The organism is Embleya sp. NPDC020630 (genome assembly GCF_044334985.1).
Lineage (GTDB): Bacteria > Actinomycetota > Actinomycetes > Streptomycetales > Streptomycetaceae > Embleya.
The window spans coordinates 1,013,650-1,039,711 of sequence record NZ_JBIRUB010000001.1; the positions used below are offsets into that span (position 1 = coordinate 1,013,650).

Consider the following 26,062-nt stretch of genomic DNA (forward strand, 5'->3'; position numbering starts at 1 on the left):
TCAAGGTGGGATGCCTGGCCCCGGACGTGGTGGCGTTTCAGCGGGAGACGTTGCCGGCAGCGCCGAGATCGGTCATCAGACTCTGTAAGCCCACCGGGTTCGGCGCGTTCGGGAGCGTAAATCGCACGCATGCCCTCCAAATCGATGCGTAGGCTGTCGGTGATCCATGGCACAGTTCGCAAGTTGTTCGGCAACCCGAAGCTGCCCTGGTACCTGCTGGTCGTGATCCTAGAAACCGGGGCAGCCCCGTGAAGCTCACATGGCTCAAGATCGTCAACTCCCAACGCCTGCAGGACCTGGAGATCCGGGTCCGCGAGCACTTGGTGATCGTCGGGGCGAACGACGTGGGCAAGTCGTCGCTGCTGCGCCTACTCAATCTGACGTTCGCGTGCACGGTCGGCCAGCTCTACCAAAGCTTGTCCCGGGCCGACCTTCGCGACCCGATGAGGCCGCTGATAGTCGAGGCGGCCTTCGCCGAACTCACGGGCGAAGAGCGGCGACTCTTCTATCGCGAGATTGATATCGATCCCGAGGACCAAACGACGGCGACCTTGAAGATTCGCCTTGATGTCGAGCCGGTGGACGGTGATCCGGAGGCCATCACCATCCGCCGATGGCTGCCCGGAACCGCGGAGGGTCGGGCACCCACGCGGGACCAAATCGCCGCTCTGGGCTGGCGGTACCTGTCGGCAAACCGCACGGCGGGTGCCTCGCTGTTGGACGGCCCCAACAGCGCGTTGCGCACTCTGCTCGACGCCATCGACATGGGCCCCGAAGCACACCAGTTGACCGGCCTGCTCGATGACTTCAATGAGAAGCTCGGCGTGAGCGAGCGGCTGGGAGAGCTGCGCGGGACTGTAGCGGATCACCTCAGCAAGGCGATGCCGCAGACCGTCACCGCCGATGACCTGGCGATACGCACTCAATCGGATCCCGCCGCTTCCGTCCTCGCGGGTGTTTCGATGTTCTTCAGCCGCAACGGACAGTACGTCCCGCTGATCGAGCAGTCCGACGGGATGCGGCAGTTGGTCGCGATGACGTTGTTCGACCTCGCCGAAGCCGGTGCCAACATCGTCGCGGTAGACGAACCGGAGCTTCATCTGCAGCCCTCGAATCAGCGCAACGTCGCGACACTGTTTGCCTCCGGAGCCAACCAAAAGATCGTGGCGACGCATTCCGCCTACGTCCTTCAGTGTTTCGAACCCGCGCACGTGCTGGTCATCGCCCCCGACGGCAGCGCGCACCAACTGAATGAGAACAGGTTCGACACGATCGAGAAGCTGCGGCTGCAGTGGTGGTCACCGCACCTGCTGGAAGCGCTTACCGCGCGATACGTGATCGCGGTCGAAGGCATCTCGGACCGTCGGATCGTGCAGCGTGCCGCGCGCGTCCTGGGCATCGATCTGGACCGCATCGGTGCGATGGTGTTCACGCTCGACGGCGCGGACAAGTTTCGGCACGTTTACGCTCTCCTGGGCAAGAACGGCTTCGGCGTGTGTGTCCTCGGCCTGGTGGACGAGGCGGAGAAGGGCATCTTCTGCGGGGCCTACGGCGGCAAGCAGTCGATCGTGCTGGGCGACCGCGTGTGGGCCTGCCAAATCGATCTTGAGCACGAGTACTGCACCGCATTGACCGCAACCGGCATGAACGAGCTCCTCGTCGCTGCCAAGGTCTGCCGCGAAGGGGCCCTCCGGGAGGCTTCCGGAGTTGCCGGCGACGACGACCTCACTATTGAGGGCATAGCCCGCTTCTGCCGTAACAACAAGACGGCGGCTGCGGAGGCCGTGAGCGCGTCCTTGACGGCTGAGCAGGTCACAAGGATGCCCGCCGTCAAGGGGATTCTGGAGAAGGTAAGGGAGTTGGCCGCGCGATGAGCATCCCGGTCGAAGCCGACCCAGCCCTGAACCCCGACCCCCACATGCTGGTCATTGCGCCACCAGGCTGTGGCAAGACCGAACTCCTCGCCCGACGCGCGGACTACCTCATCCCACGACTCGGTCCCCACCAGCAGATCCTGGCGTTGACCTTCTCCAATCGGGCCAGACAGAACCTGACGGACAGGCTCATCCGCGCCGTGGGCGCTCAACAATTCCGCCGCCGCGTACATGTCCGAAACTTCCACGGGTACGCGGCGGAGATCATCCGTGCTCACGGACAGACCATCGGCATCGACCCGAAGTTCCCGATGCCCACCCGCAACACACTGACCTGCGCCGTTGCGCGGTACACGGTCGACATGACCAGAGAACAGGCTGCGGACGCCCGAAAGGGCATCGAGTCCGCACTCCGGGAAGCGAAGAGTGACGCACACGATGACGACGCCGTCGGCCGCGAACTCGACCGCATCGGCAACCCTTTCGCCCGTGAGATAGAACGCGACCGTGCCGCGGCCGGCCTGTTTCACTACGACGACCTGCTTCGACACGCACAACGCCTACTGGGCATCGAGGCCGTGGGCGCTCTGTACAGGGCCCACTTCGGAGCGATCCTGGTCGACGAATTCCAGGACCTGTCACCCCAGCAACTCCGTATAGCCTTGGGCAGTTGCACGGAATCGATTACGTGCGTGGGCGATCCGCTGCAGGGCATCTACAGTTGGGCCGGCGCCCGACCCGTGGAGATTGAGGCCGAACTTCGCGTCGTCTGCGGCCCTCCACACCGCCTGACGATGTCGTACCGCTCCTCGCCCGCTGTGTTGGGTGTGGTGAACAAGGTGGCCGTACTGGCCGGTGGCGAGACTCTCGTCGCGGCCCACCCGGAAAACTGGATAGGCGGGGGAGCCGCCGTGGCTCACGTCTTCGACACCGAGGACGAGGAGTCGCAATGGATTGTGGACATCTCCACCAAGATCCTGGACTCGGACCCAACTGCAACGATCGGCGTCATAACCCGGGAGGGCTGGCGCCGCGCTGTCACCGACGAGAAGTTCGGCCACGCTTCGCACTTGCCCCGGCAACGCTGGGACCTCGCCATCGACGACGAGGAAGTGCTGCAACTTCTGCACACCGTCGCCGCGCAGCACCCCAAGGCCGAGGGCGACAACCTGCGCAAGTTCGTTCTGTCTGCAGTCGAACCGTCCGACGTCGAGACCCACGATCGTGTGGCAACGGCGCTGGACACATTCCTCGAACAGGCCGAACTCTTCGGGTCGCCCGCATCGGCACTCAGCCAACTGCGCCCCCCGGAGATGAGCGGATCCTTGCAGCCCGGCGTCCACCTGCTCAATGCGCACACCGGTAAGGGACGCCAATTCGACTGGGTCTTCGTGCCCGGCATCGAGGAATTCCACATCCCCAGTGGACAGTCGAAGCCTGAAGACCTCGCCGAGGAACTGCGCGTGCTGCTCGTCATGCTCTCCCGAGCCCGACACGGCCTCGTGGTTACCGCGGCCAGGTCACGTATATCCAAAAAGGGCAATCCCTATCCGACCACGCCCAGTCGTTGGTGGTGGGCAGTGGCGCAAAGCTGCTCATTGAACGCGGCCACCATGCTTGAACACCTCGATCGACTGACCACCGGGCGTCCGTGATCGCGACCCACTAGTGAGTCGGATGTGCACGATAGGGCAGAGGTCAGTCGCGTCCACGGTGGTTGTCGAGGTCGCGGCGAACACAGCCATCGAGGGCGGTAAAATGCGACGTGATGCGCCCCGGAAGAATCCCGGGGCGCATCACGGAAACCTCCGACCAGTGCACGCATTTGCGCGTACGGCGCGTGCACGACGGTTCCGGCACCCGCCGACATCCGGCGGTATCCCCCGATTTCGGGGCATTGGGAGATCCAAAACGGGACACAGCGCCCCTCTGTGGCATCCCTCGGCACCGTCCCATCGGCACTTACAAAGCAGGGGTGGGTGGTTCGGCTCGTTGGGCCCCCTCGAATCGAGCCCAGTCCGGTCGGGCTGATCGGGCTCCCTCCGGGGCGGCGTGCCGGGTCCTGTTGCGTCGGGCTGTGGCGTACGCGTTGCCCTGAAGCGTGGAGTCGACCAGGTATGGATCCGCCGTTCGCGGGATCGGTCGAGGGTGCCTGGGGCTCACGACAGCTCGGAGTGTCACCCCTCTCATCGCGCGTCAGCGCCGTGAATCGCTGCTTGTGTCAAGAGAAAACAATTCTTGCGCCCGGTCTAGCCAGTGATGTCTCGCGAGCGAAGACTGTCTCGTCAAAGATCAGAATAATGATGTACTGTTCACTCATGACGCAAAACGAATCGGCATCGAGCCTGGTGGCGGTTGTCGCGGGTGAGGTGCGGCGACATCGCAAGGCGCGGAGGATGAGTGCGCAGCAGCTCGCGGACGCGTGTACGGCGTTGGGTGTGGAGATGCAGCGTGGGGTGTTGGCGAATCTGGAGATCGGGCGGCGCGAGTCGCTTGATGTGACCGAACTGGTGGCCCTGGCTCAGGCGTTGGGTGTGCCGGCGATCAGTCTTCTGTTTCCCGTGGGTGAGGTTGCCACGGTTTCTCCGACACCTGGCGTCGTCGTTGATACGTGGGATGGGCTTGCCGCTTTTACGGGGGAGACGCCGTTGTCCGAGTTGCCGCCCGCGGATTCGCCGCGTGCGCGGCTTGAGGCTTTCCGGCAGCACGCGGTTGCCGTCGAGGCGGCCGTGGCGTCCGGGCGGCTGGCGCACGATCGGCGCCGCCTGGCTACGGTCAACCTCGATCCGGCCGAGCACGAGCGGTTGGGGCAGGTTGCGGCACGGTACGAGCGGCTGGCGTTCGAGGACGTCCTGGCCCTACGGGATCTGCGTGTGCGCATGCGCGATCGGGGCCTGGAGCCGCCCGCGCTTCCCGCCGGACTCGCTCACGTCGACGACGGCGCCGCGACGGAGGCGTCCGGCGCGTGAACGGCTCGCCGCATCAACGCCGTTGAGGTGATGACTCCGAACACGACCGAGTGGCCATCGGGGGCGGAGAACTGTGCCCGCAGAGCTTACGGCGTGCGCGGGGAATCGCCGGCTTGGAGTGGCACCGCCATTCCTGGAGGCGGAGTCGGAGTCGATCACGACAAGGATCCGCATGGCCCGTCAAGTCCGTGTCGACGGACGGCGCGGGTGCTCGACCGGACCGATGAGCGGAAGCTCGGGCGTTTCGAAGGTTTGCATCGATAACTGGCCGATGCAAAGAACGACATGTACGGACAGGGGTGGTGGCGATGCGTCATCTGCATCGGACGCGAGTTCGGCCCGAAAGTGCGGAGCGGGACATGGCCGGGGCGGGCTTGTTGGAGGGCGGGTGGTATTCCACCGAGGAGGTTGCGGAGCTGCTGGGGGTGGATCCGTCGACCCTGCGGCGGTGGCGGACCGGGCGGCCGGTGCAGGGGCCGCCGTTCGTGCCGCTCTCGGCGCGGACGACGGTATACAGCGCCGCCGATGTCGAGGCGTGGCTGGCGAGCCGTCGGGTGGATCCGCAGGTGGCCGCCTGATGCCTCCTCGGATACCGCCTGCCGGCATCCCGTTGTCGTCCGACATCGAGTTTTTGAAGGATCGGCCGACGCCGTACCGGGCGCGGTTGCGGTGGGTGGATCCGGTGAGCAGGGAGCGCAGGTCCGCGTCGGAGAGTCTCGATACGGAGGAGGCGGCAGAGGCGTGGATCGAGCGGTTGCGGAGGTTGGCGCTTGCGGGTGTCGATCCCGGGATGGCGACGATGCCCTTGGGCGAATACGGGGACCTGGTGATGGACATGGCGCTGCGCGGTCTGGAGAAGAAGACCACGGACCCGTACATGGCCGGTTGGCGGCTGCGGGTGAAGCCGTATTTGGGCCACCTGCCGGTGCACTCGCTCACCTACGGCGCGGTGGACCGGACCGTGTACGAGTGGATCGAGGACGGGGCCGGTCGCTCGACGATCAAGTGCACCATCGCCGTACTCGTGCGGGTGATGCAGCAGGCACAGCGGGACGGTCTCGTCGAGACGAACCCGGCCCGGATCAGCGGGTGGCAGCACGCGTTTCGCATGGCCGAGGACGAGCTCGACAACCCGCGCGAACTGGCGCTGCGTGACTGGGCCGCGCTCGACACCCTGGCCGACGCCCTTGTCCGGCGCTCACACGGCGACTTCGGCGGCTGGGGCGACGTCGTTCGCTTCGCCGGCTGCACCGCGGCGCGGATCGGGGAGGTGTCCGGGGTTCGGCTCAAGGACATCGACACGCGCGAGTGGATGTGGAACCTGTGCCGGCAGACCACGCCTTCGCCGGGCGGGCTCGTCGACAAGGGCACCAAGGGCAAGCGCCGAAGATGGGTGCCGATCATTCCGCAGGTCCGCCCGCTCGTGCTGCGCCGGATCGCGCTCCTCGGGCCGGAACCCGACCCGATGGCCCGGCTGTTCACCGGGCCGCGCGGAGGACGCATCACCACGGCGGTGCTGCGTGACGCGACGCACTGGGACGAAGTGGTCGCGGGGCTGGGGTACGAGTTCCTGCGCCGGCACGATCTGCGGCACACCGGGCTGACGTGGATGGCCGACGCGGGCATCCCGGTGCACGTGTTGCGGAAGATCGCCGGGCACGGATCGCTCTCGACGACACAGCGATATCTGCACCCCGCGCGGCAGTCGATCATCGGCGCGGGGGAGGCGCTTCAGGGCCATCTCGACCCCGGTTGGTCCACAAATGGTCCACAGACGATCTTGAACCGGGCAACCAACCTGCGAGTGGTCTAAACCTGCAAGAGGCGCTGACCTGGGCTTTTGCCCCTGTCAGCGCCTCTTGAACACCGTCGGGACGACAGGATTTGAACCTGCGACCCCTTGACCCCCAGTCAAGTGCGCTACCAAGCTGCGCCACGTCCCGGTGTTCGGTTGGCCGAACACGGAAACCATATCGCACTTGGGGGGGTGGTCCGCCACGTGGTTGTTCGGTGGTGTCGGGGGTGGGGAAGGGGCGTGGGTCCGGGAAGATCTTCGGGTGGCTTATCCGGTGAATGTCGATGTCGTGCCCCTCGAGACCTATCCCGATCTGGATGAACTCCAGCGGCTCGGGGTCGGGGCGTTGCTGAGTGACGGGCTCGATGCCGTGGAGGGGTTCGAGGAGGCGGACGGGGTCGGGGTGGATCTGGTGGACCATCGGGTCACGCCGCGGTCGGATGGGGCCGGGGTGTTGTTGTCGGTGGACGCGCCGACACTGGAGGCGGCCGAGCGGACGGCTCGGCAGATCGTGCTCGCGGTGTTGGAGGCCAGCGTGTTGCTCGCGGATTGGCGGGTGGTGCGGAGCGAGGTGCAGCTGCACGACGAGCTCGTGTACGAGAGTTTGCTGGCCGCCGGGGGGCCGGACGCGCCCGCGGAGGATCCGACCATGCGGGCGCGGCGGCCGATGCCGGAGGAGCGGCTGCGGATCGAGCGGCAGGCCGCGGGGGTGCGGGCGTTCGGGCTCGACGCGTTCGGGTGTGAGCCCGACACCGCGCAGCCCGACGTGCCGGAGGAGAAGGCGCGACTCGCGGCGGGCGCCGTCGCCGCCTCCGTCGGGGTGCTGATCGACCTCCTGTTCACCGACCTCGTCAATCTGCGCGAGGAGGACGGCGCCTCGTTCTTCGTCCTCGACGCGTTGCCGCTGACCGAGGAGGGGTTCGTCCGCCGCTTCGTGGTCGCCGCGGTCACCGTCACCGGGCGGCTCGCCGGCACCGAGTGGGCGCCGCCCGGCTGCTTCGCCGAGGAGATGGCGCTGCGGTTGCTGGTCGATCAGGCGGCGTCGCTGCTGGAGCGGCAAGGGCTGTACGACGACGACGTCGAGGCCGCCTTCGTGACCTTCAGCGACGCGGCCTCCGACGACCCCGAGACCGTCGAGCCGCGCCTGTCGGACCCCGGCCCGGAGGAGTGGTTCGACCCCATCGTGCCCGGCCGGGCCGTCCACGGATATCTGAGAGCGAACCGACATGAGTGGTGAGCCCGACCCCGGGGCGCGACGCCCCGACCCCGGGGCGCGACGCGCGGGCCGAGGCGGCGGCGACGTCCTCGGCCCCGCCGCCGTGGACCGCGCCGTGTGGACCCGCGTACACGGCGTCCAGGACGCGCCCCTGGACCTGATGACCGCCCGCTTCCGACGGCACCGCTACGCCCCGCACGCGCACGAGGAGTACGCGATCGGCGTCTGCGTCGAGGGCATCGAGCAGATCAACTACCGAGGCGCCGTACACCGCTCCGGCCCCGGCGCCGTGGTCGTCGCCGAGCCGGGCGAGACGCACACCGGCGGGCCGGGCATCCCCGAGGGGTACGCCTACCGGGTCTTCTACCCGTCCAGCACCTTGGTCGGCGAGGACCTGCCCGGCGGCCCCGCGCCGCACTTCCCGTCGCTGATCGTCGCCGACCCGGCGCTCGCCGCCGAGATGGTCGCCGTACACGTGCACCTGACCACCGGCGGTGACGCCTTCGAGGGCGAGTCCCGGCTCGTGGAGGTGCTGCGCGCCCTCGTCGGCCGACACGCGGTCCGCGAACAGGCGCGCCGCCGCACCTCGCCGGACGCCGCCCGGGTGGCCCGCGCCGTCCGGGAACGGCTGGCCGACCAACTCGTCGAGCCGCCGTCGCTGAGCGAGCTGGCGGCCGGGATCGGCCTGTCCCGCTACCAGACCCTGCGCGCCTTCCGCGACGTGGCGGGCCTGCCCCCGTACGCCTGGCTCGCCCAGCACCGCGTCGCCCGCGCCCAGGAGCTCCTGGCCCGCGGGATGACGCCCGCCGGGGCCGCCCTGGCCGTCGGCTTCGCGGACCAGGCGCATCTGGGCCGCTGGTTTCGCCGCGTACTGGGCGTCACGCCCGCCGGCTACCGCAGCAGCGTGCTGCGCCACGGCGTGCTGTGCAACAACGTTCTAGACCGATCGGCCCCGCGTGGTTGATCATCCTCTTCGATCCAGAGATTGAGGGGACACGGCCGTGAGTCGTCGTGGAGCGTTGTTGTTCGCGTGCATGTGCGTGATCTGGGGGATCCCGTATCTGCTGATCAAGGTCGCGGTGGACGAGGTGTCGCCGGGCGTGCTGGTGTTCGCGCGCACCGGGCTCGGCGCCCTGTTGTTGCTGCCGTTCGCGCTGCGCGGCGGGGGGATGCGAGGGCTGGGCCCGTACAAGTGGCCGCTGCTCGTGTTCGCGGTGACCGAGTTCGTCGGGCCGTGGTGGATGCTCTCGGACGCCGAGCGGCGGCTGTCCAGCTCGACCACCGGGCTGCTGATCGCGTCCGTGCCGATCTTCGGGGCGGTACTGGTCTACCTGACCGGCGGCACCGAGCGCATGGGGCCGGTGCGGTGGGCCGGGCTCGTGATCGGGTTCGGCGGGGTCGCGGTACTGGCCGGGCCCACGCTGGGCGGCGGCGACCCCTGGGCGGCGGTCGAGGTATTGGCCACGGCCCTGTGCTACGCGGGCGCGGCGCTGGTGGCCGAGCGCCGGCTCAAGGACGTGCCGAGCCTGCCGATGACCGTGGTCTGCCTCGGCTTCACCGCGCTGGTGTACACACCGCTCGCCGCCGTGCAGTGGCCCGCGCACGTGCCGGGCGGCAAGGCGCTCGGCGCGATCGGCGTACTGGCCCTGGTGTGCACGGCGATCGCGATGGTGATCTTCTTCGAACTGGTCCGCGAGGTCGGCGCGGCCCGCGCCACGGTCATCACGTACGTCAACCCGGCGGTCGCGGTGGCGGCCGGCGTGCTGATCCTGGACGAGACGTTCACCCTCGCGATCGGCGCGTCGTTCATCCTGATCCTGGGCGGGGCGGTACTGGCCACCCGCAAGAACGCCGCGCCGGTCGCCGGGGAGAGCGAGACGGCCGAGGCGACGGCCGCGACCGACGAACTGCCCGGGGCCATGGACGCCTCGCCGCAGAGCAGCTGACCCCCGGTCGGTGGAAGGCGCGCCTGCCCTCGTCCCCGGAAGCCCTCGCCCCATCACAACCCATCGGTAACAAACACCCGTTCCCCTCGGACACCGCCCGACCCCGCGTGGCATCGTGGCGGGATGACGAGCCATGGGGGAACCGATCCGCGCCCGAGCGGCACCGGCCGAAGGCACCGCTCACGCCGGCCCACCGAAGCCGAACTACGCGCCGTGATCGAGCCGTTGGCCGAGATCGAACGGCTGCCCACCTCGGCCGGCGAGCGGGAGGCCGCGCACCGGATAGCCGAACTGCTGCGCACGCTGGGCGCGACCGACGCCGCGGTCGAGGAAGAGCCGGCGTACACCTCCTACGCGCGCCCGATCGGCACCCTCACCGCCCTGGCCACCGCCGCCGGTCTGCTCGCAGGCCGCTCCCGCCTCGCCGCGACGGCGGTCGCGGCCGCCGCCACCGTGGGCATCGCGGACGACATCTCCTACCGCCGCCAATACGCCCGCAGGGCCCTCGGCGGTCGCCGGCGCAGCGCCCACAACGTGGTGGCCTCCGTCGGCGAACCGGACGCGCCACGCACCCTCGTGGTGACCGCCCACCACGACGCGGCGCCCACCGGCGCGGTGTTCGACGAACGAGCCGCACGCTGGTTCGCCACCCGCTACCCGCACCTGCTCGACCGGGTGAGCGAGAACCCGCCGCTGTGGTGGCCGGTCGTCGCCGGCCCCGCCCTGATCGCGCTCGGCTCGGCCACCGGCGCCAAGAGCCTGCGCCGCGCCGGGATCGGGCTCGCCGCCCTGTGCACCGCCGCATTCACCCAGATCGGCCGCAGCCGCGCGGTCCCCGGCGCCAACGACAACCTGTCCGGGGTGGCCGTACTGGTCGCCCTCGCCCGCACACTGCGCGACGAACCCGTCCACGGCGTGCGGGTGTTGCTCGTCTCGGCCGGTGCCGAGGAGGCCCTGCAGGAGGGCATCCGCGGCTTCGCCCGCCGACACTTCCCCGACCTGGACCGCGAACGCACCTGGTTCCTGAACGTCGACACCGTCGGCTCCGGAAACCTCGTACTCCTCGAAGCCGAGGGCCCGTTGCGCATGGAGCCCTACGACGTCCCGTTCAACAACCTGCTCTCCGAGTGCGCCACCCGCAACGACATCAAGGTCCTGACCGGCCTGCGCTCACGCAGCTCCACCGACGGCGTGGTGCCCAACCGGCACGGTTACCCCACCGCGACGCTGGTCTCCATCGACGACCAGAAGCTGATCCCGCACTACCACCTGCACACCGACCTGCCCGAACACGTCGACTACGACTGCGTCGCCGACGCCTGCGCCCTGGCCGAAGCCGCCGCCCGGGCGCTGGCGCCGGAGCGGCCCGAATAGGCACCGACCCGCATACGCAGACGCCTCGCCACACACCCGCCTCGCCCCCGCACACGCCTCGCGCCCGATGCCGAAACCACCGACACCGGGCGCGAGTCGACGCACCATCACCTCGAAGTTCCGACTACGAACGCTCGAACAACTCCTCCCACAACCGCTCCAGCCGGTCCAGGAAGTCGTTGCCCGTACTCGGATGCACGCGCAGCACCTGCGGATCGTGATCGCTCGCCTGGTCCGCGAACGCCGCGTTCACGTGCACGATGTCGTACTCGAACCGGCTGAGCCGAGGGCTGGTCAAGATGTGGTCGAGCATCTGGCTGTTGCCGTTGAACACATACCCCCATCGCTCGTTCGCCGGCAGCGTGTCGACCATCGTGCGCAGCGCCCCGCCGTCCGTGAGCGTCTTCAGCGTCGGGGAGAACGCGAAGTCGTTCAGGTCGCCCAGGAGCACCAGGTTCGCCCGGGGGTCGGAGCGGAGCAGTTCGTCCACGAAGCCGCGCAGCACCTTCGCCTGCGCGACCCGCTGCACCTCGGAACCGCGCGTCGGCGGCTGGAATCGGCTGTCCAGCGCCTGGTCGCCGCCCTTGGAGGCGAAGTGGTTCGCGATCACGAACACGGTCTTGCCGCGGAAGCGGAACTCGCCTGCGAGCGGCTTGCGGCTGTTGTCCCATGCCGCGTCCGTCGGCGCCACCCGGCCCGGAGACTGGGTCAGTTGGGTACGCCCGAGCCAGTCCTTGCGCACGCCCACCGCGCTGGTCGAGCCGCCGCCGGGACGGTCCACGAACTCCACGCGCGTAGCGTCGAACAGGAACGCGGTGCGGATGTTCCCGCCCGGCTGGCCGCCGTCCTTGCCGTCGACCGGTTCGATCGAACGCCACGAATAGGCGGGCCCGCCCGCGGCCTTGATCGCCGCGACCAACTGGTCCAGGGTCTGATTCGCGGCCACCACACCGTCGTTGGTGGGCCCGCTGTTGTCCTGGATCTCCTCCAGGGCCACCACGTCGGGCGTGGAGAGGTTGGTGACGATGCCCTTCGCGAGGCGGTCGAACTTGGCCTGCGGGTCCTTGGGGGAGAGGTTCTCCACGTTGTAGGTGGCGACCGCGAGTTCGGAGTTCTTCTGATCCCGCGTGGTCTCCGGCGTCAACGTGCCCTTGGCTACCTTGCCCAGGGTCGTCGCGGCCAGCGTGTACCCCCCGAACTGGTCGTAGGTGAGCGGGCCCGTGGTCTCGCCGGTGAGCGTGTCGCCGACGTTCGCCTGAGGGAACGGCTCCTGGGAGAACGGGATCAGCGAGGAGACCTTGATCCGACCGCTGTTCTGCGCGTCGTAGCCGGCGTACAGCGAGCCGCCCTGCGCGGTCGGGTTCTGTGTCGGCTCGACGGTGACCCACAACTCGCCGTGCGTGTTGCTCGGGCCGACCACACGCGAGTCGGCTACGCGCGTCAATTGGCCTTCGAGCGACTCGTACAGGTCCAGCGCGTACTTCCTCGGCTCCAGCGGCAGCGCCTCGATCGACGGCACCCCGACGGGCACGTACGCATCCGGTACGGAGGCCGCGTCGAGCAGCACGGGGGCGGGCAGCGCCTGACCGGACGCGTCGATCACCCAGGTGGCGTCGGCGAGTTGGGTCAACGACTGGCCACCGATGTCCGCGCCGCCCGGGTAGAACTCGTCGACCCGACCGGTCACCTTCACCGCGTCGCCGACCGCGACCTTCGGCGTCACCGAACCGGTGAACACGAACAGCCCCTCGGATGTGCGGGGATCGTCGTCCGCCTGGGTGTCCTGGAACCAAAAGCCGCGCGCGGAACCGAAACCGCGAACCCCGGTGACCACACCGGGCACGCTCGTCACCCGCGCGCCCTTCTTCGGCGACACCCGCGTGGTGCCCTGGATGTCGTGGATCCGCGCACTGGTCGGCTCCGGCTCGCCGCCGCCCGGGTCGGTCGGACCCTGCCCGTGCGCGTTGAGCGGCGTCGGCGCGCCCGCCGCGAAGTCGGCGCCGTTGTCGTCGGTGTCCGCGAGCGCCGAAGTGCGAGCCGCCGACGTCGAGTTCGTGGTGGCGGCGGCCGGGGTGCCCTCGCGGACCACCGCGTCGCCATAGCCGACCACGTCCACGACCCGGCCGTCCGCGAGGCAGTCGGCGGCGGTCAGGCACGTGAGCGCGGCGGTGCCGCGGACCAGGGCGACGGTGCCGGCCGTCCCGGACATGTTGATCGAGCCCGCCGCGTCCGAGGCGGGCAGCGCGACGGTGCCGCCGGTGCCCTTGGCCTCGCCGATCAGGTACCGGCCGCCCGGCGCCACCGAGCCGGTCAGCGCGGTGACCTGCCAGGTCGAGGTCGGCTTGGGCGCGGCCGGGAGGTACTGCACGCTCCAACCGTCGACCGCGACCGCGGCCGAACCCTTGTTGGCCAACTCGACGAAGTCGTTGGTCAGGGTCGCGCCGCTGTTGCCGCCACCGCCGTACACCTCGGCGAGCAGTACGTCCACGGCCGGCGCCGCGACGGCCGGAGCGGGCGCGACGACGAGCGCGGTGCCGGCGAGGGCGCCGGCCACGGTCGTGGCCACGACACCGATCCGGCGCCTCGACCCCGACGCGGATCGTCGTCGAGACGATTGCTGACGGAATGTCACCCAGAGCCTCCGAAGTGGGAAAGGGACAGGTTCGGGACATTCTCCGGACTCCGGGTGAACGGCGTCCATCGTTTGGGCGGCCCGAAGGGGGCCAAGGTTCACCCGGCGTCCGAATCTTTTCCGCCCGACCCCTTTCGGGCCCGTCGGCCTTCACGCAACGAAGCACCACGCGCCAAGCCACGCGCCCCGCGCCACGCGCCAAGCCCCGCGCCACGCGCCAAGCCCCGCGCCCCGCGCCACGCGCCAAGCCCCGCGCCACGCGCCCCGCGCCACGCGCCAAGCCACGCGCCCCAAGTACCGAGCCACGCACCGCACAGCACGCAGCGCGTAGCAGCCGGCATGTATCAACCTCTGCGCGACGCACGCGCGCGCCGCTTCGGAGATGGAGGCGGGATTCGAACCCGCGTACACGGTTTTGCGGACCGCTGCCTTGCCTCTCGGCCACTCCATCGGGACTACGAGGTGGAGACGGGATTCGAACCCGCGTGAACGGCTTTGCAGGCCGCTGCCTAACCTCTCGGCCACTCCACCAGGCCTTTGTTCTCTCAGTCCTCGTTGCTCCCCAACCTCGTTGCCACCTGACGCCGTTGCCCCCGTCCGGGCGATCCGTCGTCCCTCCGCTCCGGATCGCCCGGACCCTCCGGGGCTGCGCCGCCGGCCCCCTCCGTCCGGCGACGCATCCTCGAACCGGTCCCGCACCTCGGGATCCCCGTCACGCACGCGTCCCGACGTGCGCAGCTCCCACAGGACCGACACCGACCCGACCGAAGCCGGCCCGGCGAACTCCACGAACTCCGTGAATTCCACGAACTCCGTGAACTCGACGAACTCCACGAACTCCGCGAGTTCGACGTGCCATTCGACGCCCTGTCCGGCTCACCGCCCGGCTCACCCCAACGCGGCCCGATCGTGCGCCGACGCCCACTGCGCGGCGGTCGGCGACGCCGGCGACTCGGGGAATCGCCGCCGCCGGCTCTCCGCCAGCACCGCGAGATCCGTGGTCTCCCGGAACTCCGGCCGGCTGTACAGGTCACGCGCGTATCCCCACAGGTGGGGGTAGTCCACCAGCGTGCGCCCGTCCTCGGCGATCGCCGCCCGGTAGGTCTCGGTGAAGCGCACCAGCTTCACCCAGAACCGGACATCCGAGATGGTCAGCCGATCCCCGAACAGGTAGCGCTTGTCCGCCAGATGCGCGTCCGAGCGCTCCAGGGTGTGGATCGTCTCGCCCTCCTCGGACGTCCACAGGCCACCCTTGCGCGCGGCGGTGGCGAAGTCGGTGTCGGTGATGTCGATCGCCTCGCGCAGATCCTCCGGATACAGGTCCGCGGCCTGCTCGCCGACCGACTCCGGGAAGGCGACGGCGAGATCGTTCGGGATCGAGTCGTAGGCGTTGGACACGATCCGCTGCGTCTGTCGATCCCACAACGTCGGCACCGAGATGTGCCCCGTGTACCCGGGCACGGTCGCCTCGTACGCCTCCCGCAGCAGGGTGAACCCGTTCACCGGATCCGGGCCGAACCGCTCCCGGAACGCCCAGCCCCGGGCGTCGCGTTCCTCGTCCACGTACGAGGCGCCGACGATCCCGGTGAGACCGCGCGCATGTCGGACGATCGCGACGATGTGCGCCCAGGGGCAACCGTGCGCCAGGTACACGTGATATCGCCCGGCCTCCGCCGGGAACTCGGCGTCACCGATCGCACCGACGAACGGATACTCCGGGTTCGTCACGCTGTACGTTCCGTAGCGGTCGACGTCGACGGGACTCGCATAACCGAGTTGTGTGGTCACTGACTTGCTCCTGTCACGAGTTCCAACCGATCGCCGCTCGGCGCACCGGTCCGCCTCCCGATCCGTGCCCCGGTCCGGTCGGCGGCACCCTCGACCGCCTGATCCGCCGTCGGATCGACGGCGCGTACATGATCCAATACGTTCCGCGCCAAGGCGTCGTTGACCCGGAACGACGGTGCGTCGAAGCGCGGCCGGGAGAACCCCGCGCTCCCGGCACCGCCCGCCACGCCGTGCCCCACCGCGAACCGGTCCGGATGTACCGCGCCCCCCGCGTCGACCAACCTGCGGTCGCCGGCCCGGGTCGCCAGTCGCCCGCTCGGATCCGCCGCCGCGTCGCCGCGCGCGGCCAGCCGGCGCAGCAGCGCATCCCGGGTGCGGGCGAGCGAGGGCTCGGGCAACCGGGCCTCCACCAGCGCCCGGGTCCGCACCCGCGCCGTCGGCACCGTCGGGCTCGACGCCCACCACCCACCCGCCTCCTCGTCGGCGGTGATCGTCACATCCTCGCCCAGGAAACGCACCACGCCGGCCCGGGCCAACGCCAACATCTCCTCCAGACGCGGCCCCGGTGGACCACTGGCCAGGTAGCTGAAGAAGCCGAGCAGCCTTGGCAGTTGCGCCAAAGACTGCGCACCGCCCTCGCCCCCGTCCTGGAGCCGGAGCAGCACCCCGTACACGCTCAACAACGCGTGTATCACCGCCAGATCCTGGCTGTACCCGGAATCGTGCCGTCGGGCCAAGTCGCCCTCGATGTGCGTGAACATCCAGTCCTGCAACGTGCCTTCGTCGGCGAACCGACGTCCCTGTACCGGCCGATCCAACCGCTCCGGGTCGAACCGGTCGGCCGGATCCGGCACCGCGCGGGCGACCACCTCGTCCGGATCCTCGGCCGCCTCGAACTCCGCGTCGAACTCGGCCCAGTCCATCGTGGTGCGCTCGCGGTGCGCGGTGAACAGTCGGTGGTAGTGCGCGCCGGCCAACTCCCGGAGGATCAACGGCCACAGGTCCGCCGCCTCCCGCGCCGCATCCACGGTGAAGTGCCGGGGGAGGGGCGGCCGTTCGCCCGACCAGGCATAGCCGGTCTTGGACCGGTACGGCACCCCGCGCCGCGACGCCGCCAACAACAGCGGCTCACGCCCCGACGGCCGGTAGTGCAACACGCCCTCCGCGTCGCGCTGGAACGTACCGCCGCGTCCGTGGCTGAGCCGCACCATCAGATCGACGAAGGCCAACCCGATCCCGCGCACCAGTACCGGCTCGCCGGGGCGCAGCGCGTCCAGATCGAGGTCGGCGGTGTAGCCCGTCGGAATGTAGGCAAGCCCGTGCCGGCGGGCGAACCTGATTTGCTCGCGCTCGTCCGGCGAGGGTTCGACGTCCAGATGACCCTGGGCCATTATCACCGCGTCCACCTGGAGCGGCGGCCTGCGCCCGGCCAGGTGCACCCGCTGGCGACGCGGTCCGTCGGTGACGTCCACCACTACCGTCTGGTGCACCAACACCCGTACGTTCGCCGGCGCCCCCGCCACCGCTGCCCGAAAGAACCAGGCCAGGTAGGCGCTCAGCAACGGCCGGGACGGAAACGACGTCGGCGTGCAGGCGGCCAACTCGACTGCGAACGGCGCCAGTTCGTCGGAACCGCGACCCTCGTCCAACTCCCGGGCGCGGTCCGCGGCCCACTCGGCCAGCGAGGGCCCCGGCCGGATCGGCCCCTCGATCGTGGACGCCTCGTCGGTGAACAGGGTGATGTCGGCGGCCAACGAATTCGCCCACAACAGTGGCGACTGCGCCCGCCGCCACACCCGACCCGCACCCGGTGGGTAGGGGTCGACGACGTGTATGTGCAGCGGGCGGTCGGAGAGGAGTTCGGGCACGTTGGCCAACAGGCGTTCGAGCACGGACGCGCCGCCCGGACCGGCGCCGACGATGCAGACGGCGACGGGGCGGAGGCGGCCGGACGGATGGTCGGGCATGGCTCTCCCCTCGTGGGGCACAGCAGGAGTACACGAACCGGCGCGCCGACGTCCCGACGAGGGACGTCACGCGGCGGCGGTTCGATCGGGTGGGAATCCGGTGGGAATCGGGTGAGAGGGGCCTTGCGCCACAAGGCCGGATGCGCAACCCGGACGGGAGCTCAGGAGTCCTCGGGGCGGCACCGCCAACGGCGGCGCACGGTCATACCGAGGAGCGCGGCGGCGAGGTCAGCCGCGCGGACGACACAGCCCGCCGGCCACACGACACAGGTCGATGGGGCGGCACGACACGAGGAAGAGGTCGGGGCTCACGACGTCGACGCTACGGAGCCGCCGGACGAGTTGTCAACGCCGAACAGCCGCGAACGCCTGGTCGTCGCGCTCTCGAAGGCCACGAAATGCGCCGGGAACAGGGCGAGTTCAAGTGCCTGGAACACGTAGTCGCAGACGCGGAACACGGTCGGCGTCGCCAAGTCGGCGGCGCACCTGAAGGGGGCCACACCCGCAGGGCCACCACCGCTTGGCCCCCACTTCGGATTCCGTGGGTCCGCAGCCCGGCAGCCCTCGAGTCCGCAGCCCGGCAGGCGCCCGGTCCACGGCGCGGCAGGCCCCGGGCCGCAGCCCGGCACGCGCCGCCCCGCACCCCACCGACACCGCCCGGCCGCCCGACGAAGGCCCGATGCCGACGACCCCGGCCGGCTTCGGACAATTGACCGAGCACCGCCCGGCGGGTTAGGTTCCGGACCATCTCGCCGTGGCATTCCGCCACGGCCCAGCGAGGGGATCCCGGTGGCGCACCACGCGCGACGCAGCGACGGGGCGGTCAGGTCCGCCGCCGGTTGGCTGCTGTCCGCCCGCCTCCACATCGACCTCGGGCGCGTCACCAGCGCCGCCTGTTGTCGCTGACCGCAGCAGGGGTACGCGCACGCGGCCGAGGCCGCGCGGCCGGCGCCGGATCGTCCCGGATCGGCGCACCCGATCGACTCGTCGCACACCACCGCCGCCACGCCCGGCGCGCCGTCGAGGCGCACGGTAGACCGGTAGACCCGTAGACCCGCCACGGCCCCCGCTTCGGCGGCCGATCGGCGGCGAACGCCCGGGTGTCGGACGGAAATGGCGCACGAGTCGCCACCCGGGGACGGACGGCCGCCCACGGCCCGACCGACCGCCGCGCACTCCTCGCTCCACCCAGGGCACCGCCGCACCCTGACGCCGCACACCGGTGCCCGGCCCCGCCTCCCACGACCAAGCGCCCCATCCGCACCCACCTCCACCCCAGAACCACCCGAACCGAGGTAATCCCATGGCAACCGTCCTGACCGTATGGGGCAGCCCCTCCGCGACCTCCCGCACCGGCGCCGTCGCCCGCCACGTCGCCGCCCGGCTGGCCGCCGACGGGCACGACGTGTCCACCCTCGCCGTGCGCGACCTGCCCGCCCAGGCCCTCCTGTACGCCGACTTCGCCGACCCCGACCTGCGCGCGGCCCTCGCCCAGGTCGCCGCCGCCGACGCCCTCGTCATCGCCAGCCCCGTCTACAAGGCCGCCTACAGCGGCGTCCTGAAGACGTTCCTCGACGTGCTCCCCCAATTCGCCCTGCGCGGCAAGGAGATCCTTCCGGTCCTCACCGGCGGCACCCCCGCACACGTCCTGGCCCTCGACTACGCGCTGCGCCCGGTGCTGACCTCGCTCGGCGCCGACCATGTCGCCCAGGGCTGGTTCGTACACGAACGTTTCGTCACCGCCGCCGGCGGGATCGAAGCCGAGGGCGTGGCGCCGCTGGAGGAACTCGCCGACGCGTTCTCCGCCCGGCTGCGCCGCCCCGCCGCCGTCGCCTGATCCGCGCCGCTCGGCGCCCCGCCCCGCCGACCGGCCCGGTCCGATCCGCCCCTCACCCCAGGGAGTTCGCATGACCACCGGCCACCCCCACCTCGGCGTCGCCCTCGACGGCGCGGGTCGCCACCCCGCCGCGTGGCGTTCGCCGCACGCCCGCCCGGCCGACCTGTTCGACCCGAACTATTGGGTCGCGCTCGCCCGTACCGCCGAAGGCGGCCTGCTCGACTTCATCCGCCTCGACGACTCGCTCGGCCCACCGTCCGCCCGCCTTCCCGGCCGGCTCGACGCGGTCTCCGTGGCCGCCCGCGTGGCGCCGACGACCGCGTCGATCGGCCTGATTCCGGCCGCCACCACCACCCACACCGAGCCGTTCCACGTCTCCACCGCGATCGCCACGCTCGACCATGTCAGCCGCGGCCGGGCCGGCTGGTGGCCCAAGGCGTCGCGCACCGCCGCCGAGGCCCGCCACTTCGGCCGCAAACCCGTCGCCCCCGACGGCGAACTCACGGACGAGCAAGGCGAGTTCACCGACGTCGTCGGCCGGTTGTGGGACAGCTGGGAGGACGACGCGATCATCCGCGACGTGGCCACCAGCCGTTTCCTGGACCGGGAGAAGTTGCACTACGTCGACTTCGAGGGCACCTACTTCGACGTCCGGGGCCCCTCCATCACCCCCCGCCCGCCCCAGGGCCGGCCGGTGATCGGGATCACCGTCGACGGCCCGGACACGCTGGAGATCGCGGCCCGGTTCGCCGACGTGCTGTTCGTCGACGCCTCCGGCCCGGACGAGGCCCGACGGCTGCGCGAACGCGCCCACTCGATCGCCGAGGGCAACGACCGCGACCCCGCCGAACTACGCGTACTCGCCGACATCACCGTGCACCTGGCCGAAAGCGAACCCCAGGCCCGCCGGCAACGCGCCCTGCTGGACGCGCGCTCGGACGTCCCCGTGCCCGACGGACTCACCTTCGTCGGCACCGCCGCGGCGCTCGCCGACCGCATCGCCGCCTGGTACACGGGCAACGCCGTCGACGGCTTCACGCTCGTCCCCGGCGTGCTGCCGTACGACCTGGACCGCATCGTCGAGGACCTGGTCCCGATCCTGCGCGAGCACGGCCTCGCCCGCACCGCCTACACCGCCGACACCCTGCGCGGCCACCTGGACCTGCCGCGCCCGGCCAACCGCTACGCCCACACCTGAGGAGGGTACGCATGCCCCACTCCCAGCACCCCCGCCACCGCACGCGCATCCACCTCGCCGCGCACTTCCCGGGCGTGAACAGCACCACCGTCTGGAGCGACCCGCACTCGGGCAGCCAGATCGACTTCGACTCCTTCGAACACCTCGCCCGCACCGCCGAACGCGGCCGGTTCGACTTCTTCTTCCTCGCCGAGGGCCAGCGGCTGCGCGAACACCAGGGCCGCGTCCTCGAACTCGACGTCGCCGGACGCCCCGACGCGCTCACCGTACTGGCGGGCCTGGCCGCGGTCACCGACCGGATCGGCCTGGCCGCGACCGCCACCGCCACCTACAACGAGCCGTACGAACTGGCCCGCAGGATCGCCTCGCTCGACCACCTCAGCGCCGGTCGTGCCGGCTGGAACGTGGTCACCTCGCCCGACGCCTGGACGGGGGAGAACTTCCGCCGCGGCGGCTTCCTGCCCCGCGAACAACGCTACGAACGAGCCGCCGAGTTCGTCGAGGCCGCCCGCACCCTGTGGGACAGCTGGGCCCCCGACGCACACCTCGCCGACCGCGACACGGGCACGTTCGCCACCCCCGACGCGGGACGATTCGCGCACCACGGACGGCACTTCGCCATCGAGGGCCGATTCACCGTGCCGCGCGGTCCGCAGGGCAGGCCGGTGCTGATCCAGGCCGGCGACTCCGAGGACGGGCGCGAGTTCGGCGCCGCGTACGCCGACGTGATCTTCTCCCGGCACGGCCACTACGACGCGGGACGCGCCTTCTACGCCGACATGAAGGGCCGCGCCGCGCGACATGGGCGCGGTCCCGACGAGCTCAGGATCCTGCCCGCGGTGACCGCCGTCGTCGGCGCCACCACCGAGGAGGCCCAGGAGAAGGCCGCCTGGATCCGCCGGCAACAGGTCAGCCCGCGCAACGCGATCCACAGCGCCGAACAGGTCTGGGGCCGCGACCTGTCCGACCTGGACCCCGACGGCCCGCTCCCGGACTTCGACCCCGTCGCCGACGCCGCCTCGATCAGCCGCGGCCGGGTCCGCTCCGGCACCGACCCGCTGGAGACCGCCCGCGCCTGGCGCGAACTCGCGGCGGCCAAGGGCGGCTTGAGCCTGCGCGAGGTGGTGATCGAGGTCGCCGCGCACCAGACGTTCATCGGCACCGCCGAGCACATCGCGGACCGGATGGAGGTGCACGTGCGCGACGGCGCGAGCGACGGCTTCATCCTCGTACCGCACCTGACCCCGACCGGCCTCGACGACTTCGTCGACCAGGTGGTGCCCATCCTCCAGGAGCGCGGCGTCTTCCGCGCCGAATACGAGGGCACCACCCTGCGCGAACACCTGAACCTGCCCGCCCCCGGCCAGGCGGCCGGCACCCACCGCCACGACGACGTGGCGGTGTGAGCCCCGGCCCGACACCGAGGCCCCACCGCCCCCGCCGACTCAGCTCCAGTCGTTGAGCGCGATCGATACCCCCGAAGCCGCCGGGCCACGACAGTGGCTCCGGTGGTTTCGGGCGATGTGGTCCAGGCGCAGGTTGTCGCGGAACGCCGGGATCAGGTTCAACCGCCGCGCGTACGCCCACAGATGCGGGTGCGCCGCGAGCCGGTGCACGTCCGCGGCGTCCAAGTGCCGCTTGTGCACCGCGTCCAGGTGCACGAGCGTGACCCACAGGTGTACGTCCGCCGAGGTCAGCCGATCGCCCAGCAGGAACGGCCGCACCGCGAGCCGCCGTTCGGCCACCGCCAGGGTGGCCAGCACGGTGTCCATCGCCTCCGCCCGCCGCGACCCGGCCGGCGCCCGCCCGGCCCGCTGCGCCGCGTCGGTGACGTCCTCCTCGAACAGGGTGTCCAGCGCGCACAGTTCCTCGCGCCGATCGGCCGGATACAGATCCGGCCCGCCCCCGAACGCGGTGGCCAGGTCGCGCAGCACGTGCGGCGCGTGGTTGCTGACGATGCGTCCGCTCCACCGGTCCCACAACACCGGTACACTCACCGGCCCGTCGTAGTGGTACTCGGTCGCCTCGTACGCCTCACGCAGGAACGCGAACCCGCCGACCGGGTCGAGCCCGTGGCCGTCCCCGTCGCGAAACGCCCAGCCGCGCCCGTCGCGGACCGGGTCCACCAGCGACGTGCCCACCACGTCGCCCAGGCCCTTCAGGTCCCGGGTGATCGCCACCCGCAGCGACTTCGGGCAGGCCAGGCACAGGTACAGGTGGAAGCGGTACGGCTCGGCGCGGAACCCGGCGCCGATCCGGCCGCGGAAGCGCTGCATCGGCGGGCGGATGGTCTCCAGGCCCGGCAGCGGCGACCCGGAGTGGCGGGCACGGTAGCGCCCGTGGGTGCGGAAGTCGATCGGTCCGGCGGCCTTCGGGGATGTCGTGGACATACGGGTCTCCCTCGCGCGGGTCGTTGAGTGTGGCAACGGTCGAGACGGCACGGCACGGCGCGGCCCCAGCCCGAAATCCGGGCGGACCGGTGGCGTGAAACTCAGACCGCGCGACAACTCGCGCTGCACACGCGCAGGAAGTCGATGTGGCGGCGGATCAACAGGTGAACGGCGATCAGGACCCGCGCCCTCGGCAGAACCGGGCGGGGGCCCGCGTGACACACGCAGCCGTCCATGGCTCGGATTATTCGCGCTGTGGACCGCCCCCGCAAGGGCCTTCACCGATCCCCGGCGCCGATTCCCGAACCCGCCGATCCCGTCCCCTCCCACACCCGCGAGGGCAACGCACGACGCAACTGCGGCGCCACCTCGTCCGCGAACAGCTCCAACACCGCCCGCCGTTCCGCCCGATCCAGCCCCTCCGTCCCGATCGCCTGCACCTGGTGTCCGTACGCGGCGTGGTAGCGACCGATCTTGTCCACGATCTGCGCCGGACTGCCCACCAGCGCCGGGCCGTTGGCGACGTTGTCCTCCAGCGACGTGAACGGCGAACGATTGTGCTGCGCCGCCGCCGACTTCGCGAACGCGTCGTAGTACGGGCGATATCGCGCCAACGCCTCCTGCGAGGTCGGCGCCACATAGCAGCCGCCCGCACCCGAACCGACCACCGCGTCCGCCGGATCGTGCCCGTACGCCGCCCAGCGCTCGCGATAGTGGTCGATCAGATCCGCGTACTTGGCCATCGGATGGAACCCGTTCGCGGTGAACAGCGGATCCCCCCACTTCGCGGCCAACTCCGTGGACGCCCGGCTGGTCGCGCTCCCGTGCCAGATCACCGGCGCCCGCCCGTCCGCACGCGGGAACGGGCGCGGCTGGGTGGTGACCTCGTGCAGGGGGGTGCGAAAACGCCCCGACCACGTCACCTTCTCCTCGCTCCACAACCGCCGCAGCAACTCGAACTTCTCCTCCTGCAACTCCCACTGATCCGCCTCGTCGAGGCCGAACAGCGGGAAGTGCCGAGGGTCGTTGCCCTTGCCGACCATCAGATCCAGCCGGCCCTCGGACAGCTGGTCCACCGTCGCGTAGTCCTCGGCCACCCGCACCGGATCCAGCACACTGATCACGGTCAATGTGGTCAACAGCCGGATCCGCGAGGTGCGTTGCGCCACCGCCGCCAGGATCACCGGCGGTGCCGAGGACAGGAACGGCTCGCCGTGCCGCTCGCCCACCCCGAACCCGTCGAACCCCAACTCCTCCGCCAGCGCCGCGCTCTCCACCACATCCCGCAACCGCTCGTGCGCCGGCGCCTGTTCGCCGGTGAGCGGATGCGGTGCGTTGGCCCCCAGCGTGAACACCGCGAACTTCATGACACCGCCCCCAACGGTCGCGGGCGCCGCCGCCCGGGAATGGCCGCGATCAACTCGCGCGTATACGGATGCGTCGGCGCCGCCAACACCTGTTCGCAGGTGCCCTTCTCGACCAGCCGACCCGCGCGCAGCACACCCACCCGGTCGGCGATCTGCCGCACCACGGCCAAGTCGTGCGAGATGAACAGATAGCTCACCCCCAACTCCTCCCGGAGCCGGGCGAGCAGATCCAGGATCTGCGCCTGGACGGACACGTCCAGCGCGGAAACCGGCTCGTCGCACACCACCAGATCGGGCTCCAGCGCCAACGCCCTTGCGATCGCCACCCGTTGCCGCTGTCCACCCGACAACTCCGCCGGTTTGCGGCGCAACACGTCCGCCGGCAGCGCCACCTGATCGATCAGCGCCGCCGCCCGGGCCCGCTGCTGCGCCCGAGTGCCGACCCGATAGGCGCGCAGCGGCTCCTCGACGATCTCGGACACGGTGAAGCGCGGATCCAGCGACGCGTACGGGTTCTGATACACCAACTGCATACGCCGGCGCAGCGCCCGTGCCTCGCCGCGCCCGGGCCGGGTGACGTCCCGGCCCTCGATCAGCACGCGGCCCTCGGAGGGCGTCTCCAGACCCAGGATCATCCGCACCGTGGTCGACTTGCCCGAGCCCGACTCGCCGACCAGCGCGAACGTCTCGCCGCGCCGCACGGTGAACGAGACGTCGTCCACCGCGCGCACCGTGCGCGGCCCCTCCTTGGTCCGCGGCAGCGCGAACTCCTTGACCAGCCCGGTCACGGTCAACAGCGGCTCGGTCCGCGGCACCGGATCGCGGACCGGACTCGGCCGGGCCCGCCGCCGGGTCAAACTGGGCGCGGCGGCGATCAACCGCCGGGTGTACGGGTGTTCGGGGTCGGACAGGACCCGCTCCGCCGGTCCCTGCTCGACCACCTCCCCGCGCGACATCACCACCACCCGCCGGGCCCGGTCGGCCGCCACCCCCAGATCGTGCGTGATCAACAACATCGCGGTGCCGTGCGCGTGGGTCAGCTCCTCGATGTGGTCCAGGATGCGCCGCTGCACGGTGACATCGAGCGCACTGGTCGGCTCGTCGGCGATCACCAGCTTCGGCCGGCACGCCAGCGCGATGGCGATCAACACCCGCTGGCACATGCCCCCGGACAACTCGTGCGGGAACTGCCGCGCACGCAAAGCCGGTTCCGGCAGACCCGCCTCGTCGAGCGCGGCCACCGCCCGCTCGGCGGCCTCCTTCCCGCTCGCCAACCCGTGCACGATGAGCGCCTCGGCGACCTGGTCGCCGACCCGCCGCACCGGATTGAGCGAAACCATCGGGTCCTGCGGGATCAGCCCGATCGAACGGCCGCGCACCGCACGCAGGTCCCGCTCGCGCAACCCCAGCAGGTCCCGGTCCTCGAACAACACGCGCCCCGCGCCGACCCGTCCGCCCGCCGGCAGCAGCCCCACGATCGCGTGCGCCGTGGTGCTCTTGCCCGACCCCGACTCGCCGACCACCGCCACCACTTCGCCCGGCAACACGCTCACATCGGCGGCGGTCACCGCGTCCACCGACCCATGCGAGGTGCGATACGACACCCGCAACCCACGAACATCCAGCAACGGCACCTCGGTCGCGGCCACAGCGGGCGCATCCGAGGCGCCCGACGCCCCGGGCACGCCCGAAGCGTCCGGCACACCCGG

The 26,062-nt window shown here is 70.7% G+C and carries 19 protein-coding genes and 3 tRNA genes; 12 read left to right on the forward strand and 10 right to left on the reverse strand.

What is annotated here, in order from left to right; genetic code table 11:
- The first annotated feature begins 248 nt into the window (after positions 1 to 248).
- The 5 genes from ACH4XV_RS04120 to ACH4XV_RS04140 all read left to right on the forward strand — a co-directional run bounded on the left by ACH4XV_RS04120 (position 249) and on the right by ACH4XV_RS04140 (position 6,656).
- A complete protein-coding gene (locus tag ACH4XV_RS04120; protein ID WP_379997394.1) occupies positions 249 to 1,874 on the forward strand; it encodes an ATP-dependent endonuclease in 1,626 nt (541 codons plus the stop codon).
- A complete protein-coding gene (locus ACH4XV_RS04125) occupies positions 1,871 to 3,529 on the forward strand; it encodes a UvrD-helicase domain-containing protein (RefSeq protein ID WP_379997392.1) in 1,659 nt (552 codons plus the stop codon). The genes ACH4XV_RS04120 and ACH4XV_RS04125 overlap by 4 nt, the downstream gene beginning before the upstream one ends.
- A 663-nt stretch (positions 3,530 to 4,192) precedes the next feature.
- On the forward strand, positions 4,193 to 4,843 hold the full coding sequence (locus ACH4XV_RS04130) for a helix-turn-helix domain-containing protein (protein ID WP_379997390.1): 651 nt from the start codon (positions 4,193 to 4,195) through the stop codon (positions 4,841 to 4,843).
- Between the two features lie 359 nt (positions 4,844 to 5,202).
- Entirely contained in the window at positions 5,203 to 5,421 is a 219-nt protein-coding gene (locus ACH4XV_RS04135) for a helix-turn-helix transcriptional regulator (RefSeq protein ID WP_379997388.1), read from the forward strand.
- Positions 5,421 to 6,656, forward strand: a complete 1,236-nt coding sequence (locus tag ACH4XV_RS04140) for a tyrosine-type recombinase/integrase (protein ID WP_395786704.1) — start codon at positions 5,421 to 5,423, stop codon at positions 6,654 to 6,656. The genes ACH4XV_RS04135 and ACH4XV_RS04140 overlap by 1 nt, the downstream gene beginning before the upstream one ends.
- A gap of 56 nt (positions 6,657 to 6,712) precedes the next feature.
- On the opposite strand, the gene ACH4XV_RS04145 is transcribed toward ACH4XV_RS04140, so the two are convergent.
- A tRNA-Pro gene (locus ACH4XV_RS04145) sits at positions 6,713 to 6,786 on the reverse strand.
- 141 nt (positions 6,787 to 6,927) lie between these two features.
- Here ACH4XV_RS04145 and ACH4XV_RS04150 point away from each other — a divergent pair.
- From ACH4XV_RS04150 to ACH4XV_RS04165, 4 genes are all read left to right on the forward strand, one after another.
- Entirely contained in the window at positions 6,928 to 7,875 is a 948-nt protein-coding gene (locus ACH4XV_RS04150; RefSeq protein ID WP_395786705.1) for a hypothetical protein, read from the forward strand.
- A gap of 139 nt (positions 7,876 to 8,014) precedes the next feature.
- A complete protein-coding gene (locus ACH4XV_RS04155) occupies positions 8,015 to 8,818 on the forward strand; it encodes a helix-turn-helix domain-containing protein (protein WP_395787052.1) in 804 nt (267 codons plus the stop codon).
- A gap of 37 nt (positions 8,819 to 8,855) precedes the next feature.
- Positions 8,856 to 9,800, forward strand: coding sequence for a DMT family transporter (locus tag ACH4XV_RS04160; RefSeq protein WP_395786706.1), 945 nt, complete (start codon positions 8,856 to 8,858; stop codon positions 9,798 to 9,800).
- A gap of 123 nt (positions 9,801 to 9,923) precedes the next feature.
- Positions 9,924 to 11,174: a M28 family peptidase gene (locus tag ACH4XV_RS04165; RefSeq protein ID WP_395786707.1), complete on the forward strand. Its 1,251-nt coding sequence runs from the start codon at positions 9,924 to 9,926 to the stop codon at positions 11,172 to 11,174.
- A 124-nt stretch (positions 11,175 to 11,298) separates the two neighbouring features.
- Here the strand turns inward: ACH4XV_RS04165 and ACH4XV_RS04170 are convergent, their stop codons facing one another.
- The 6 genes from ACH4XV_RS04170 to ACH4XV_RS04195 all read right to left on the reverse strand — a co-directional run bounded on the left by ACH4XV_RS04170 (position 11,299) and on the right by ACH4XV_RS04195 (position 18,034).
- Positions 11,299 to 13,740: an endonuclease/exonuclease/phosphatase family protein gene (locus ACH4XV_RS04170; RefSeq protein ID WP_395786708.1), complete on the reverse strand. Its 2,442-nt coding sequence runs from the start codon at positions 13,738 to 13,740 to the stop codon at positions 11,299 to 11,301.
- A 446-nt stretch (positions 13,741 to 14,186) separates the two neighbouring features.
- Positions 14,187 to 14,257: transfer RNA gene (locus ACH4XV_RS04175), tRNA-Cys, on the reverse strand.
- A 9-nt stretch (positions 14,258 to 14,266) separates the two neighbouring features.
- A tRNA-Cys gene (locus ACH4XV_RS04180) sits at positions 14,267 to 14,337 on the reverse strand.
- A gap of 357 nt (positions 14,338 to 14,694) precedes the next feature.
- Positions 14,695 to 15,594, reverse strand: coding sequence for a glutathione S-transferase C-terminal domain-containing protein (locus ACH4XV_RS04185; RefSeq protein ID WP_395786709.1), 900 nt, complete (start codon positions 15,592 to 15,594; stop codon positions 14,695 to 14,697).
- Positions 15,591 to 17,561 (reverse strand): FAD/NAD(P)-binding protein, encoded by a 1,971-nt coding sequence (locus ACH4XV_RS04190; protein WP_395786710.1) that lies wholly within the window; start codon positions 17,559 to 17,561, stop codon positions 15,591 to 15,593. Before ACH4XV_RS04190 ends, ACH4XV_RS04185 begins: the two co-directional genes overlap by 4 nt.
- 308 nt (positions 17,562 to 17,869) lie before the next feature.
- Positions 17,870 to 18,034: a hypothetical protein gene (locus tag ACH4XV_RS04195; protein ID WP_395786711.1), complete on the reverse strand. Its 165-nt coding sequence runs from the start codon at positions 18,032 to 18,034 to the stop codon at positions 17,870 to 17,872.
- Between the two features lie 830 nt (positions 18,035 to 18,864).
- On the opposite strand from ACH4XV_RS04195, the gene ssuE reads away from it, so the two are divergent.
- From ssuE to ACH4XV_RS04210, 3 genes are all read left to right on the forward strand, one after another.
- Positions 18,865 to 19,398 (forward strand): NADPH-dependent FMN reductase, encoded by a 534-nt coding sequence (gene ssuE, locus ACH4XV_RS04200; RefSeq protein WP_395786712.1) that lies wholly within the window; start codon positions 18,865 to 18,867, stop codon positions 19,396 to 19,398.
- Between the two features lie 70 nt (positions 19,399 to 19,468).
- Complete coding sequence (locus ACH4XV_RS04205) at positions 19,469 to 20,596, forward strand: LLM class flavin-dependent oxidoreductase (RefSeq protein ID WP_395786713.1); 1,128 nt, start codon at positions 19,469 to 19,471, stop codon at positions 20,594 to 20,596.
- 11 nt (positions 20,597 to 20,607) lie between these two features.
- Entirely contained in the window at positions 20,608 to 22,002 is a 1,395-nt protein-coding gene (locus ACH4XV_RS04210; protein ID WP_395786714.1) for an NtaA/DmoA family FMN-dependent monooxygenase, read from the forward strand.
- Positions 22,003 to 22,041: 39 nt separating this feature from the next.
- Here the strand turns inward: ACH4XV_RS04210 and ACH4XV_RS04215 are convergent, their stop codons facing one another.
- From ACH4XV_RS04215 to ACH4XV_RS04225, 3 genes are all read right to left on the reverse strand, one after another.
- Positions 22,042 to 22,986, reverse strand: coding sequence for a glutathione S-transferase C-terminal domain-containing protein (locus tag ACH4XV_RS04215; protein WP_379997365.1), 945 nt, complete (start codon positions 22,984 to 22,986; stop codon positions 22,042 to 22,044).
- Positions 22,987 to 23,264: 278 nt separating this feature from the next.
- Complete coding sequence (locus tag ACH4XV_RS04220; RefSeq protein WP_395786715.1) at positions 23,265 to 24,353, reverse strand: LLM class flavin-dependent oxidoreductase; 1,089 nt, start codon at positions 24,351 to 24,353, stop codon at positions 23,265 to 23,267.
- Positions 24,350 to 26,038, reverse strand: coding sequence for a dipeptide ABC transporter ATP-binding protein (locus ACH4XV_RS04225; protein ID WP_395786716.1), 1,689 nt, complete (start codon positions 26,036 to 26,038; stop codon positions 24,350 to 24,352). Before ACH4XV_RS04225 ends, ACH4XV_RS04220 begins: the two co-directional genes overlap by 4 nt.
- Positions 26,039 to 26,062: the final 24 nt, after the last annotated feature.

What these genes read in the sequence shown, in the direction of transcription:
- ACH4XV_RS04210 (WP_395786714.1), top strand. Translation starts at nt 20,608, where the DNA reads ATGCCCCACTCCCAGCACCCCCGCCACCGCACGCGCATCCACCTCGCC.
- ssuE (WP_395786712.1), top strand. Translation starts at nt 18,865, where the DNA reads ATGGCAACCGTCCTGACCGTATGGGGCAGCCCCTCCGCGACCTCCCGC.
- ACH4XV_RS04190 (WP_395786710.1), bottom strand. Translation starts at nt 17,561, where the DNA reads ATGCCCGACCATCCGTCCGGCCGCCTCCGCCCCGTCGCCGTCTGCATC.
- ACH4XV_RS04155 (WP_395787052.1), top strand. Translation starts at nt 8,015, where the DNA reads ATGACCGCCCGCTTCCGACGGCACCGCTACGCCCCGCACGCGCACGAG.
- ACH4XV_RS04130 (WP_379997390.1), top strand. Translation starts at nt 4,193, where the DNA reads ATGACGCAAAACGAATCGGCATCGAGCCTGGTGGCGGTTGTCGCGGGT.
- ACH4XV_RS04165 (WP_395786707.1), top strand. Translation starts at nt 9,924, where the DNA reads ATGACGAGCCATGGGGGAACCGATCCGCGCCCGAGCGGCACCGGCCGA.
- ACH4XV_RS04140 (WP_395786704.1), top strand. Translation starts at nt 5,421, where the DNA reads ATGCCTCCTCGGATACCGCCTGCCGGCATCCCGTTGTCGTCCGACATC.
- ACH4XV_RS04220 (WP_395786715.1), bottom strand. Translation starts at nt 24,353, where the DNA reads ATGAAGTTCGCGGTGTTCACGCTGGGGGCCAACGCACCGCATCCGCTC.
- ACH4XV_RS04205 (WP_395786713.1), top strand. Translation starts at nt 19,469, where the DNA reads ATGACCACCGGCCACCCCCACCTCGGCGTCGCCCTCGACGGCGCGGGT.
- ACH4XV_RS04215 (WP_379997365.1), bottom strand. Translation starts at nt 22,986, where the DNA reads ATGTCCACGACATCCCCGAAGGCCGCCGGACCGATCGACTTCCGCACC.
- ACH4XV_RS04125 (WP_379997392.1), top strand. Translation starts at nt 1,871, where the DNA reads ATGAGCATCCCGGTCGAAGCCGACCCAGCCCTGAACCCCGACCCCCAC.
- ACH4XV_RS04135 (WP_379997388.1), top strand. Translation starts at nt 5,203, where the DNA reads ATGGCCGGGGCGGGCTTGTTGGAGGGCGGGTGGTATTCCACCGAGGAG.